The organism is Pseudomonas sp. TUM22785 (assembly GCF_028198105.1).
Taxonomy (GTDB): Bacteria; Pseudomonadota; Gammaproteobacteria; order Pseudomonadales; family Pseudomonadaceae; genus Metapseudomonas; species Metapseudomonas solani.
The window spans coordinates 340,551-352,418 of the sequence record NZ_CP116239.1 but is presented as its reverse complement, the minus strand read 5'-3'; the positions used below and the strand labels follow the sequence as shown (position 1 = coordinate 352,418).

The window sequence follows — 11,868 nt, the reverse complement described above, 5'->3', positions numbered from 1 at the left end:
AGGGTCGATTCGATCAGTGTTCGGAGAACTGCACCTGGGGTGCCGGCCGCCTGAAGCCGCCGGTGTGCCAGGCCAGGTAGATGAAGCCGGCGGCGAACCAGGCCAGGCCGATGCCCAGGGTCAGCGCCGAGAGGCTGGTCCACAGCCAGGCGATCAGGCCGAAGCCGATCAGCGGCATCAGCCCGTAGCGCAGCCTGTCGCCGAGGCCGTGGGGCTGGCCGTCCAGCAGGTGGCTGCGGATCACCGCCAGGTTCACCACCGAGAAGGCCACCAGGGCGCCGAAGCTGATCATCGAGGCCAGGGTGGTGAGGTCGATGACGATGGCCAGCAGCGAAACCAGGGACACCAGCAGGATCGACAGGGCGGGCGTGCGGTAGCGCGGCGAGAGGCGGCCGAACACGCGGCGCGGGAGGATGCCGTCGCGGCCCATGCTGAACAGGATGCGCGACACCGAGGCCTGGGACGCCAGGGCGGAACCGGCGGCGCCGGCCACGTAGGCTGCGGTGAACAAAGCTTCGAGCAGGCTGCCGCCGGCCTTGAGCATCACCTCGGTGGCGGCTGCGTCCGGGTCCTTGAAGGCGCTGCCGGGGAACACCAGCTGGCTCACCAGGGCCAGGAGGATGAACAGCAGGCCGGCGGTGACGGTGGTCACGACGATGGCGCGGGGAATGTCGCGGCGCGGGTCGCGGGCCTCCTCGGCCAGGGTGGACACCGCATCGAAGCCGAGGAAGGACAGGCACAGCACCGCCGCGCCGGCCATCAGCGGCGCCAGGCCGGGCTGGGTGCCATCGCCCAGCAGCGGCGCCATGAGGTCCACCTCGCCGCCGCCCAGGCTGCGCGCGGACATCGCCAGGAACACCACGACGAACACCAGCTGCGCGCCGACGATGGCGTTGCTCATGCCCGACACCGAGCCGATGCCGCGCAGGTTGAGCAGGGTGACCAGGGCCACCGCCGCCAGCACGAAGGCCCAGGCCGGCACGGCGGGGAAGGCGATGTTGAGGAACAGGCCGATCACCAGGTAGTTGATCATCGGCAGGAACAGATAATCGAGCAGCAGCGACCAGCCGGCCAGGAAGCCCACCGCCGGCCGAAGCTCAGGCTGGCATAGGAATACGCCGAACCCGCCACCGGGTACTTGCGCACCATGAAGCTGTAGGAGAAGGCGGTGAAGATCATCGCCGCCAGGGTGGCCACGTAGGCCAGCGCGGTGCGCCCACCAGTGATCTCGGTGACCACGCCATAGGTGGTGAACACCGTCAGCGGCACCATGTACACCAGGCCGAAGAACACCAGGGCGGGCAGGCCGAGGATGCGCCGCAGGTGGGTGCCCTGGGCACTGTGGGTGAAATCGTCGAAGGCTTTGCTCATGGAAATACCTCGCGGGCACCTGCCAGGCAGGCGCTCAGGGGTGGATCGTCGGGCGCGTCGTGCGTCGAGGGGCGGGCCGTATCGGCCCCGGGTCAGCTGGCGGGCAAGCGGCCGCTGCGGGGGATGGCGCTAAGGCAGGTGATGCGGGGCATGGCGGTTCACTCTCTTGTTCTTGTGCATGGGCGCCGGAGGGCGCAGGTGGCCGGCGCGTCGCTCCCGTCGACGCGCCAGGGGGCTCGGGGTGGTCCGGCCCGCCCGGCGGCGGGCCGGAAGCCGGTCATTTCTTCAGCTTGGTCCATACCTTGCTGCGCAGGCTCAGGGCCTTGGGCGAGCAGAGCTTGAAGGTCTTCAGGCGCTCCAGCTTGTCCTGCGGGGTGTTGATCGCCGGGTCATCGAACAGCTCCTTCTCCATGAAGGAGGCCGAGCCCTCGATGGCGTTGTTGTACTTGGCGAAGTTGGAGGCCGCGGCGATGTTCTCCGGCAGCATCATCCAGTTGATGAAGGCGTGGGCTTCCTCGACGTTGGCCGCGTCCTTGGGGATCACGAAGTTGTCGATGAACACGTGGATGCCCTCCTTCGGGTAGACGTACACCAGGCTGTCGCGCTGGGCGTGGGCGCGGTGGTAGGCGCCGTTCCACTGCATGTGCATGGCCACCTCGCCGGCGGCCATGCGCTCGATGGTGCCGTCGCTGTTGTACATGGCCAGCAGCGGTTTCTGCGCCAGCAGCAGGTCCTGGATCTTCTTCGCGTCCTTCGGGTCCTCGGTGCACTGGTCGATGGCCAGGTAGTGGGACGCGGCGATGTACAGGTCTTCGATGGAGTTGAGCGCCACCACCTTGCCCTTGAGCTCGGCCGGCGGTTCGAAGAAGGGCTTCCAGCTCTCCTCCAGGCTGCCGCCGGGCACCTGCTTGCTGTCGTAGCTGTAGCCGGTGGTGCCCCAGAGGTAGGGCACGCTGTAGTCGTGGCCCGGGTCGAAGTCGAGGTTCTGGAAGTTGGCCTTGAGGTTCTTCAGGTTGGGCAGCTTGGCCTTGTCGAACTTCTGCAGCAGGCCGTCGGTGGCCATGATCTGGATGAAGCTGTCCGAGGGCACCACCACGTCGTAGGCGCCGCCGCCGGCCTTGAGCTTGGCCAGCAGCGTCTCGTTGCTGTCGTAGGCGTCCAGGGTGGCCTTGATGCCGGTGTCCTTCTCGAATTTCTTCAGCAGCTCCGGCGGGAAGTAGTCCGACCAGTTGGCCAGGTGCAGGGTGCCGGCGGCCTGGGCGGTGCCGGACAGCCCCAGGGCGAGCAACAGGGAGAGCGCGAGCGGTGTGGTGCGGGTCATGACGGGCTCCTTGGGGCTCAGCGCTTGCGCTGGCCGATGTAGTAGGACAACGCAACGAACGCTATGGAGATCACCAGGATGATCGAGGAAATCGCATTGATCTTCGGCGAGATGCCCATCCTGATGGAGCTGAAGATGTACACCGGCAGGGTGGTCGCGCCGGCCCCGGCGACGAAGTAGGTGATGACGAAGTCATCCATGGAAATGATGAACGCCAGCATTGCCCCCGAGAAAATGCCGGGCATCAGCAGGGGGAAGGTGATCTTCCAGAAGGCCTTCCAGGGCGAGGCGTAGAGGTCGGCGGCGGCTTCGGCCAGGCGCGGGTCCATGCCCTCCAGCCGCGCCCGGATCGGCAGGTAGGCGAAGGGGATGCAGAACACCACGTGGGCGATGAGGATGGTGAACAGCGACAGCTTCAGGCCGATGAAGGCGAAGAACATCAACGTCGCCACGGCGGTGACGATCTCCGGCACCAGCAGCGGCAGGCCGAGCACGCCGCTCATGGCGGTCTGCCCACGGAAGGCGCGGCCGCGCATGCCCAGTGCGGCGAGGGTGGCCAGGGTGGTGGCGATCAGGGTGGCGAAGGTGGCCACCAGCAGCGAGTTCTTCGCCGCGCGGACGATCTCCGGGTCGTTGGCCACCACCGCGTACCACTTGAGGCTGAAGCTCTCCCAGATGGTCGCCGACTGGCCGCCGTTGAAGCTCAGCGCCACCAGCACCAGGATCGGCACGTAGAGGAAGGCGAAGAACAGCCAGGCAGTGGGGCGTACGCCGGTGAAGCGCCAGAGCGGGCCTTGCAGGTTCATGGGTGGCCTCCGGCGGTGCCCGGCTTGAAGCGCAGGCTGTAGAGCAGCATCGCCAGCAGCACGAAGCCGAGCAGGGCGAAGGACAGCGCCGCGCCCAGCGGCCAGTTGTGCGAGGCGCCGAACTGCAGCTGGATGAGGTTGCCGATCATCAGCGACTTACCGCCCCCCAGCAGCTCGGGAATGATGTAGTTGCCCAGGGAGGGGATGAACACCAGGATCACCCCGGCCATCACCCCCGGCATCGCCAGCGGCAGGATGATCCGGCGCAAGGCCTGGAAGCGGTTGGCGCCCAGGTCGAAGGCCGCCTCCACCAGGCGCCAGTCGAGCTTCTCCAGGCTGGTGTAGATGGGCAGCACCATGAACGGCAGGAAGGTGTAGAGCAGGCCGATGATCACCGCGCCGTCGGTGTAGAGGATGCCCAGCGCCTTGTCGGTCAGCCCCAGCCCGTGCAGGCCGCTGTCCACCAGGCCGCCGTTGCGCAGCAACAGGATCCAGGCGTAGACCCGCACCAGCAGGTTGGTCCAGAAGGGCACGGTGACCAGGAACAGCAGCAGGTTGCGCTTGCGCTCGTTCTGCAGCGCCAGGTACAGCGCGGTGGGGAAGCCGATCAGCAGGCAGCCGGCGGTGGTCATCACCGACAGCCAGAAGGAACGCTGGAAGATCTGCAGGTAATCGGTGTTGAACACCAGGCTGTCGTCCAGGTCCCGCTCGTAGAGGAAGTTGACGTAGGCCTCCAGCGAGTACTGGCCCCACTTCACGCCGCCGTAGTCCCCCGACTGCAGCAGCGAAACCAGCAGCATGATGCCCAGGGGCAGCAGCAGGAACAGGCCCAGGGTGAACATGGCCGGCGCGGCCAGCAGCAGGCGCCGGCGCAGCTGGCGGGCCTCGGCCTGGGCGCGCAGGCTGCTCATCGCGGCAGCACCCGCACCGCGCTGGCGGGCACCTGCAGGCGCACCCGGGTGCCGGCCTCCAGGCAGCCACCGGCGCCGTCGCGGTTCTGCCGGCGCACGCGGAAGCCGCTCTGCCCGGCCACGCGCAGCAGGTAGAGGGTGTCGGTACCGACGTAGACCACCGTCTCCACCTCCCCTTCGAGGTTGCCGTCCAGGTCGATGGCGATGCGCTCCGGGCGGATGGCCAGGGTCACCGGGCCACGGCGCTCGCCGGGGGCGGCGAGCACCTGCCCGTCGGCCAGGCGCACGCCGCTGTCCAGCGCCTCGGCATCGAGGAAGTTGGTCTCGCCGATGAAGTCGGCCACGGTGCGGTCCACCGGTGCTTCGTAGATCTCGGTCGGGCTGCCGACCTGGAGGATGCGCCCCTTGTGCATCACCGCGATGCGGTCGGACATGGTCAGGGCTTCTTCCTGGTCGTGGGTGACGAAGATGAAGGTGATGCCGGTCTCGTGCTGCAGGCGCTTGAGCTCGATCTGCATGTCCTTGCGCAGCTTCTGGTCCAGCGCCGAGAGGGACTCGTCCAGCAGCAGCACCTTGGGCCGGCTGGCCAGGGCGCGGGCCAGGGCGATGCGCTGCTGCTGGCCGCCGGAGAGCTGGTCGGCGCGGCGCCGGCCCACGTCCGGCAGCTTCACCAGCTCCAGCATCCGCTGCACCGTCGCCTCGATCTCGGCCTTGGGGCGGCCCTGCATCTCCAGGCCGAAGCCGATGTTCTGCGCCACCGTCATGTGCGGGAACAGCGCGTAGCTCTGGAACACGGTGTTGACCGGGCGGCGGAAGGGCGGCAGGCCCTGCATCTCCTCGCCGTACAGGCGGATGGCGCCGGAGCTGGGCTGCTCGAAGCCGGCGATCAGGCGCAGGAGGGTGGTCTTGCCGCAGCCGGAGGGGCCGAGAAGGGTGAAGAACTCGTTGGCGCGGATTTCCAGGGAAACCTCGTCCAGGGCGCGGACGCCCTGCCCCGGATCGCCGAACTCCATGCAGACACGGTCGATGCTAATCGCACTGGACATGCTTATCGCAAGCTCTAAGAGATTGTTCTTATTGGGCTTTTTCGCATGGCGCAAAGGCCCTCGACGCCTTTGATTCTGTCAGCGGGGGCGAAGGGGCAGAACGATATAAACGGACAAAAGGGGATAATTCCGGACAACTTGCGCAGCCACACCCGGCTGGGCGCCAGCCGGGGTGAGCCGTGCCCGGCTCGGGCAACCGGGGGATCAGGTGCGGTACAGCTGCAGGCTTTCCACCCGTGCGCGATAGGCGCCGAGGCGCTCCTTCAGCTCGCCCTTGCGCTGGGCGGCGACGCAGTGCAACAGCACGTTGAGGGCACTGGTGAGGCCGCCGGTGGATTCGAGGATCAGCCCCGTCTTGGTCTTCATGGTGACGATCCAGGGCGTGGAGATGTGCCGGGCGATGCCGTATTCGTCGGTGAACACCACCAGGTCGGTGTCCTCCTTGAGGGTGTTGGCGAAGGCGATGCCGACATCGGCATAGGGCGCGATATCGATCAGCACCACGCAGCAGCGCTCGTCGCGGCTGTCCACCCACTGGCCCAGCACGCCGCGGTAGAGGTCGAGGAACTCCACCCCCGAACGCACCAGGGACAGGCGGCTGGCGAAGTCCTCGGCCAGGCCGCGGATGGTCTGGAAGCCGCAGACGAACACGCGCTCGGCGCCGGCCACGCGGGTGACGATGTCCTGCCAGTGCTGGCTGTTGAGCTGGCTGCCGAAGCTGACCAGCGCATCGATCTCCTCGTTGAGGTGGGCGAGCAGGTCGTCCGGCTGCTTCTCCACCCGCTCGATCAGCGTGGTGTTGAGCAGCGACTGCACGCGGATGTCGTCGCGCAGCTCTTCCTTAAGGCTCTTCAGCCCCTTGTAGCCGAGGCGCCGCAGGAAGCGGCTGACGGTGTTGGGGCTGACCCCGCTCTTCTCCGCCAGGCTGGCGCCGCTCTCGAAGGCGATGGTCTCCAGGTTCGCCTGGATATAGGCCCACAGGGTGCGTTCGTTCGGCGTGAGCTTGCCGTCAATCTGCTCCACTTTGCTGTCCAGCATGCCCGGTTCCCTGTCGATTATTGGAAGATTAATGTCAACGTATTGATCAATGGAAGAAACATACTTTATGCTCCACGGCGAGGCAAAAAATAAAAACACCGATTCTTCCGCTTTCACTTCGGCCGCAAGGCCATGCAAGAGCTGCCCCAGCCAGGCCCGAGCCAAACCGCGCAGGGCCCAGAACGGAGAACAGGAACATGCCCGCTCCAACCTCGCGCCACCCCCTGCGACGCCTCGCGTCCCGCCTGCTCGCAGGCTCCCTGCTGCTGGCCGCCGGCAGCAGCCAAGCCGCCGAAGAACTGCACCTGTACAACTGGGGTGACTACATCAACCCCGAAGTCCTCAAGCGCTTCACCGCCGAAACCGGCGTCAAGGTCTCACTGGACACCTATGGCAGCAACGAGGAGATGCTCGCCAAGCTGCAGGCCGGTGCCACCGGCTACGACATCGTATTCCCCTCGGTGCACATGCACGACACCCTGTCCGCGCTGGGCCTGCTGGAGAAGACCGACATCGGCGCCAGCCCGGCCTTCGCCAACATCGACCCGGCCTTCCTCCGCGCCAAGTCCGACCCCAAGGGCGAGCAGTGCCTGCCCTACGCCTGGGGCACCGTCGGCATCTTCTACAACAAGACCAAGGTGGATCGGCCGATCGAATCCTGGGCGGATTTCTTCGCCCTGGCCGAGTCCGGCAAGAAGGTCATCATGCTCGACGACATGCGCGAAACCCTCGGCGTCGGCCTGATCGTCAACGGCAAGTCGGTGAACACCACGGACGCCGCCGACCTCAAGGTCTCCGAGCAGTGGCTGCTGGAGCGCAAGCCGCTGGTCTCGGCCTTCACCTACGACAGCGTGCCCATGGTGCAGTCGGGCGACGTGGCCGCCGCACACTACTTCGTCGGCGCCATGATGTACGTGAAGCAGGACCCGAAAAACCTCGCCTACGTTATCCCCAAGGAAGGCGCGACGATGTACCAGGAAGACATGTGCGTACTCAAGAGCGCGCCGAACAAGGCCAACGCCAAGCGCTTCATGGAGTTCTTCCTCACCCCCGAGATCGCCGCCCTCAACACCCACCAGCAGATGAACGGCACGCCCAACCGCGAAGCCCTGAAACTGCTGCCGGCCGAGCTGCGCGATAACCCGCAGGTCAACCCGCCGGCCGACGTCATGGCCAAGCTGCAGATCTTCAATGACCTGGGCAAGGACCTGAAGAAATTCGACCGCGCCTGGACCCGCGTGCGCACCGCCAACTGAGCCAGCAAGAGAGCGGACGCGCCCGCGTCCGCCGGAGTTCTCCATGACCTGCATCGTCAACAGTGCACCGGTGGTCCAGATCACCGCTGCGGTGAAGCATTACCGTGCCCCGGAGGGCCACCCCGTGCGCGCCCTCGATGGCGTCGACCTGTGCGTCGGCGGCAATGAATTCGTCACCCTGCTCGGCCCCTCCGGCTGCGGCAAGACCACCCTGCTGCGGGTGATCAGCGGCTTCGAGGCTCTCGACGGCGGCGAGCTGCGCATCCAGGGCCAACTGATGAACGAGGTGCCCCCGCACCTGCGCCCGGTGCACACGGTGTTCCAGAACTACGCCCTGTTCCCCCACCTCAGCGTCGGCGACAACGTCGGCTACGCGCTGGACATCCGTGGCGTCGCCAAGGCCCAGCGCAACCGCCAGGTGGCCGACGCCCTGGAGCTGGTGGGCATGGCCGGGCTGGAGAAACGCAAGCCCGGCCAGCTCTCCGGCGGCCAGCAGCAGCGCATCGCCCTGGCCCGCGCCATCGTCAACAAGCCCGCCCTGCTGCTGCTCGACGAGCCGCTCTCGGCCCTCGACCGCCAGTTGCGCCAGAGCATGCAGCGCGAGCTGAAGAACCTGCAGAGCGAGCTGGGCATCGCCTTCGTCTTCGTCACCCACGACCAGGAAGAAGCGCTGACCATGTCCGACCGCATCGTCGTGCTCAACGGCGGCCACGTGCAGCAGCTGGGCAGCCCGGAAGACATCTACGACCGCCCGGCCAACGCCTTCGTCGCCGGTTTCATCGGCGAGAGCAACCTGTTCGACGGCAGCGTCACCCGCCACCACGGCGACGCCGTGGAATTCCTCACCGCCCAGGGCGACACCCTGCGCCTGCGCCGCGCCGACCTGGCACCGGGACAGAAGCTCCAGGCCATGCTGCGCCCCGAGCAGTTCCACCTCACCTGTCCGGGCGACCCGGCGCGCCATGCCTGCCTCGAGGGCCGCGTGCTGCAACAGGTGTTCATCGGCAAGGACTTCGAACTCAGCGTGCGCACCCAGCACGGCAGCCCGGTGAAGGCAGTGCTGCGCGCACCCTCGCGGGAGCTGATGGGCACGCTCGAAGCCGGTGCCCGGGTGCAGCTGTGGTACGCCACCGACGCCCCGCACCTGCTGCTGGCCTAGGAGAACCGCCCATGACTTCGCTTTCCCTCGCGGCCCGCACGCGCCTGCGCCTGGTCGGCCTGCTCAGCCCGGCGACCCTGGTGATCGTCGGTTTCTTCCTCGTGCCCATGGCCATCATGGCGCTCTACAGCCTGCTGGAGCCGGGCATGTACGGCGGCGTGGAATGGTCCTTCTACCCGGACAACTTCGGCCGCATCCTCGGCTGGGCCGACGGCAGCAACGAAGAGTTCGACATCGTCTACCTGGAGATCCTGCTGCGCTCGTTCAAGCTGGCGGCGATGACCGTCGTGCTCACCCTCGCGGTCTGCTACCCGGCAGCCTTCTGGGTGGCGCGGCAGCCGGAACGGCGGCGCAACTTCTTCCTCTTCCTCATCACCCTGCCGTTCTTCACCAGCCTGATCGTGCGGCTCTACGCCTGGGTGCTGATCCTGCGGCCCACCGGCTTCCTCAACCTGGCGCTGCAGGCCCTGGGCCTGGCCGACCAGCCGCTGAACCTGATCTACAGCGAAACCGCCGTGCTGATCGGCATGACCTACATCTTCATCCCCTTCATGTTCATGCCCATCTACGCCAGCGTGGAGAAGCTCGACCGCAAGCTGCTGGAGGCCTCCGCCGACCTCGGCGCCAGCCGCTGGCAGAGTTTCTGGCGCATCGTCTTCCCGCTGACCCTGCCGGGCATCGCCGCCGGCTCGATCATCGTCTTCATCCCCAGCCTGGGTAACTTCATCGTGCCCTCGCTGCTGGGCGGCGCGCGGGTGGTGATGATCGGCAACCTGGTGGAGCAGCAGTTCCTCGCCGCGCGCAACTGGCCCTTCGGCGCCGCCCTGGCGATGCTGATCATGGCCGCGATGCTGGTGTTCCTGCTGCTCTACGTGCGCTGGCAGTCACGCGCCCAGGTGAAGGAGGGGCTGGTATGAATGCCCTCATCGCCCGCCTGGGGCGCGGCCTGCTCGGCGGCTACAGCCTGGCCTTCTTCGCCTTCCTGTACCTGCCCATCGCCCTGATCGTCGCCTACTCGTTCAACGCCAACCCGGTGAACATGATGATCTGGAGCGGCGCCAGCCTGGACTGGTACCGCACCCTGTTCGGCTTCTCCAGCTCGCTGAACGAGAACGCGCTCTACGTGGAATCCACCGACCAACTGGTGGCCGCCCTGCGCACCAGCCTCACGGTGGCCCTGAGCACCACGGTGATCTCCACCCTGTTCGGCACCCTCACCGCCCTCGCCCTGGCGCGCTACCGCTTCCGCCTGCAGGGTTTCTACCGGGTGCTGCTGTTCCTGCCGATGCTGATGCCGGACATCGTCCTCGGCATCGCCCTGCTGATCTTCTTCGTCAACAGCGGCATCCCCCTGGGCAAGACGTCGATCATCATCGGCCACTGCACCTTCCTCATCAGCTACGTGTTCCTCATCGTCAGCGCCCGCCTGGCGGGGATGGACACGCGCCTGGAAGAAGCCTCGGCCGACCTCGGCGCCTCGCCCTGGACCACCTTCCGCCGCATCACCCTGCCGCAGATCCTCCCCGGCGTGCTCGGCGGTGCGCTGCTGGCCTTCATCATCTCGATGGACGACCTGGTGATCACCTACTTCATCTCCGGGGTCGACTCCACCACCTTGCCGGTCTTCATCTACGGAATGATCCGCCGCGGCATCAAGCCCGAGATCAACGCCATCGCCACCCTGCTGCTGATCGCCTCGCTGGTCATCGCTTCCCTCGGGCTCTACCTGCGCAACCGCAAGCCCGCCACTTCCCCTGCCGAGAATGCCCATGGCTAAACCACGCGCCCGTGAACTCGGGCTGGCCGTCCCCGGCCGGCCCGGCCCCAACAACGCCATCACCGACGTACCCGGCGTGCGCGTCGGCTATCGCACCCTCGACGGCGTCGCCGCCAACGGCAAACCCATCAAGACCGGGGTCACCGCCATCCTCCCACGTGGCCTGGAGCCCGAACCGCAGCCGGTGTGGGCCGGCTTCCACGCCCTCAACGGCAACGGCGAGATGACCGGCACCCATTGGATCGAGCACGGCGGCTACTTCGTCGGCCCGCTGTGCATCACCAACTCCCACAGCGTCGGCATCGTCCACCACGCCGCCGCACGCTGGACCATCGACCACTACGCCGGCGCCTGGGAGGCCAACCACCTGTGGGCGATGCCGGTGGTGGCCGAGACCTACGACGGGGTGATCAACGACATCAACGGCCAGCACGTCACCGAGGCCGATGCCCTGGCCGCCCTGGCCGACGCCCGCGACGGCGCCATCGCCGAGGGCAACGTCGGCGGCGGCAACGGCATGATCTGCTACGGCTTCAAGGGCGGCACCGGCACCGCCTCGCGGGTGCTGGAGATCGACGGCCAGGCCTACACCCTGGGCGCCCTGGTGCAGGCCAACCACGGCCAGCGCGACTGGCTCAAGGTGCTCGGCGTGCCGGTGGGCAAGGCCCTGGGCGAACAACCCCGGGGGCTGGACCGCGAGCGCGGCTCGATCATCGTCGTGCTCGCCACCGACGCCCCGCTGCTGCCCCACCAGCTGCGCCGCCTGGCCCAGCGCGCCGGCCTCGGCGTCGGCCTGGGCGGCACCCCGGGGGGCAACAACTCAGGGGACATCTTCCTCGCCTTCAGCGTCGCCAACCCGCGCGCCCTGCCCCAGCTCACCCCCGGTGGGCGCTTCAGCCTGGAATGCCTCAACGACGAGCACATCGACGCCCTCTACCTGGCGGCGGTGGAAAGCACGGACGAGGCCATCCTCAACGCCATGCTCGCCGCCGAGGATGCGGTGATGCAGAAGCCCGCAGGCATCTGCCCGGCGCTGGACGGCGAGCGGTTGAAGGCGTTGCTGGAGGATGCGGGGCGGGTTGAGGCCTAGCCCCAGGCACCGGCGCTCTTCGTAGGATGGGTAGAGGTACGAAACCCATCGATGCGGAGCGACCCGTAACCGCATGGGTTTCGCTTCGCTCTA

10 protein-coding genes and 1 pseudogene are annotated in these 11,868 nt (G+C 67.2%); 5 read left to right on the top strand and 6 right to left on the bottom strand.

Translation table 11 applies throughout. The features are described 5' to 3' along the window. Positions 1-13 precede the first annotated feature (13 nt). The 6 genes and pseudogenes from PI990_RS01690 to PI990_RS01665 form a co-directional block, all read right to left on the bottom strand. A pseudogene (locus tag PI990_RS01690) lies at positions 14-1,371 on the bottom strand (APC family permease). Positions 1,372-1,648: 277 nt separating this feature from the next. Further along, positions 1,649-2,692: an ABC transporter substrate-binding protein gene (locus tag PI990_RS01685; RefSeq protein ID WP_184488354.1), complete on the bottom strand. Its 1,044-nt coding sequence runs from the start codon at positions 2,690-2,692 to the stop codon at positions 1,649-1,651. 17 nt (positions 2,693-2,709) lie between these two features. After that, complete coding sequence (locus tag PI990_RS01680; protein ID WP_021218276.1) at positions 2,710-3,498, bottom strand: ABC transporter permease; 789 nt, start codon at positions 3,496-3,498, stop codon at positions 2,710-2,712. Then, on the bottom strand, positions 3,495-4,409 hold the full coding sequence (locus tag PI990_RS01675) for an ABC transporter permease (protein ID WP_184488352.1): 915 nt from the start codon (positions 4,407-4,409) through the stop codon (positions 3,495-3,497). The genes PI990_RS01680 and PI990_RS01675 overlap by 4 nt, the downstream gene beginning before the upstream one ends. Further along, positions 4,406-5,455, bottom strand: a complete 1,050-nt coding sequence (locus tag PI990_RS01670) for an ABC transporter ATP-binding protein (protein ID WP_271659655.1) — start codon at positions 5,453-5,455, stop codon at positions 4,406-4,408. Before PI990_RS01670 ends, PI990_RS01675 begins: the two co-directional genes overlap by 4 nt. A gap of 204 nt (positions 5,456-5,659) precedes the next feature. Beyond that, positions 5,660-6,493 (bottom strand): MurR/RpiR family transcriptional regulator, encoded by an 834-nt coding sequence (locus PI990_RS01665; protein WP_021218273.1) that lies wholly within the window; start codon positions 6,491-6,493, stop codon positions 5,660-5,662. A gap of 197 nt (positions 6,494-6,690) precedes the next feature. Here PI990_RS01665 and PI990_RS01660 point away from each other — a divergent pair, with 197 nt between their 5' ends. From PI990_RS01660 to PI990_RS01640, 5 genes are read left to right on the top strand one after another with little or no spacing between them, the layout of a single operon-like run. Then, positions 6,691-7,749, top strand: a complete 1,059-nt coding sequence (locus PI990_RS01660) for a polyamine ABC transporter substrate-binding protein (protein ID WP_271659654.1) — start codon at positions 6,691-6,693, stop codon at positions 7,747-7,749. A 43-nt stretch (positions 7,750-7,792) separates the two neighbouring features. Further along, positions 7,793-8,908, top strand: a complete 1,116-nt coding sequence (locus tag PI990_RS01655) for an ABC transporter ATP-binding protein (protein ID WP_271659653.1) — start codon at positions 7,793-7,795, stop codon at positions 8,906-8,908. Between the two features lie 11 nt (positions 8,909-8,919). Continuing rightward, on the top strand, positions 8,920-9,825 hold the full coding sequence (locus PI990_RS01650) for an ABC transporter permease (RefSeq protein ID WP_263400427.1): 906 nt from the start codon (positions 8,920-8,922) through the stop codon (positions 9,823-9,825). Continuing rightward, positions 9,822-10,685 carry an ABC transporter permease gene (locus tag PI990_RS01645; protein WP_271659652.1) on the top strand — a complete coding sequence of 288 codons (864 nt, stop codon included), beginning with the start codon at positions 9,822-9,824 and terminating at the stop codon, positions 10,683-10,685. Before PI990_RS01650 ends, PI990_RS01645 begins: the two co-directional genes overlap by 4 nt. Beyond that, a complete protein-coding gene (locus tag PI990_RS01640) occupies positions 10,678-11,775 on the top strand; it encodes a DmpA family aminopeptidase (RefSeq protein ID WP_271659651.1) in 1,098 nt (365 codons plus the stop codon). Before PI990_RS01645 ends, PI990_RS01640 begins: the two co-directional genes overlap by 8 nt. Positions 11,776-11,868: the final 93 nt, after the last annotated feature.

Excerpts from the sequence above, each read along its gene's own strand:
- PI990_RS01650 (WP_263400427.1), top strand. The coding sequence starts at position 8,920 with ATGACTTCGCTTTCCCTCGCGGCCCGCACGCGCCTGCGCCTGGTCGGC.
- PI990_RS01665 (WP_021218273.1), bottom strand. The coding sequence starts at position 6,493 with ATGCTGGACAGCAAAGTGGAGCAGATTGACGGCAAGCTCACGCCGAAC.
- PI990_RS01655 (WP_271659653.1), top strand. The coding sequence starts at position 7,793 with ATGACCTGCATCGTCAACAGTGCACCGGTGGTCCAGATCACCGCTGCG.
- PI990_RS01675 (WP_184488352.1), bottom strand. The coding sequence starts at position 4,409 with ATGAGCAGCCTGCGCGCCCAGGCCGAGGCCCGCCAGCTGCGCCGGCGC.
- PI990_RS01640 (WP_271659651.1), top strand. The coding sequence starts at position 10,678 with ATGGCTAAACCACGCGCCCGTGAACTCGGGCTGGCCGTCCCCGGCCGG.
- PI990_RS01685 (WP_184488354.1), bottom strand. The coding sequence starts at position 2,692 with ATGACCCGCACCACACCGCTCGCGCTCTCCCTGTTGCTCGCCCTGGGG.
- PI990_RS01660 (WP_271659654.1), top strand. The coding sequence starts at position 6,691 with ATGCCCGCTCCAACCTCGCGCCACCCCCTGCGACGCCTCGCGTCCCGC.
- PI990_RS01670 (WP_271659655.1), bottom strand. The coding sequence starts at position 5,455 with ATGTCCAGTGCGATTAGCATCGACCGTGTCTGCATGGAGTTCGGCGAT.
- PI990_RS01680 (WP_021218276.1), bottom strand. The coding sequence starts at position 3,498 with ATGAACCTGCAAGGCCCGCTCTGGCGCTTCACCGGCGTACGCCCCACT.
- PI990_RS01645 (WP_271659652.1), top strand. The coding sequence starts at position 9,822 with ATGAATGCCCTCATCGCCCGCCTGGGGCGCGGCCTGCTCGGCGGCTAC.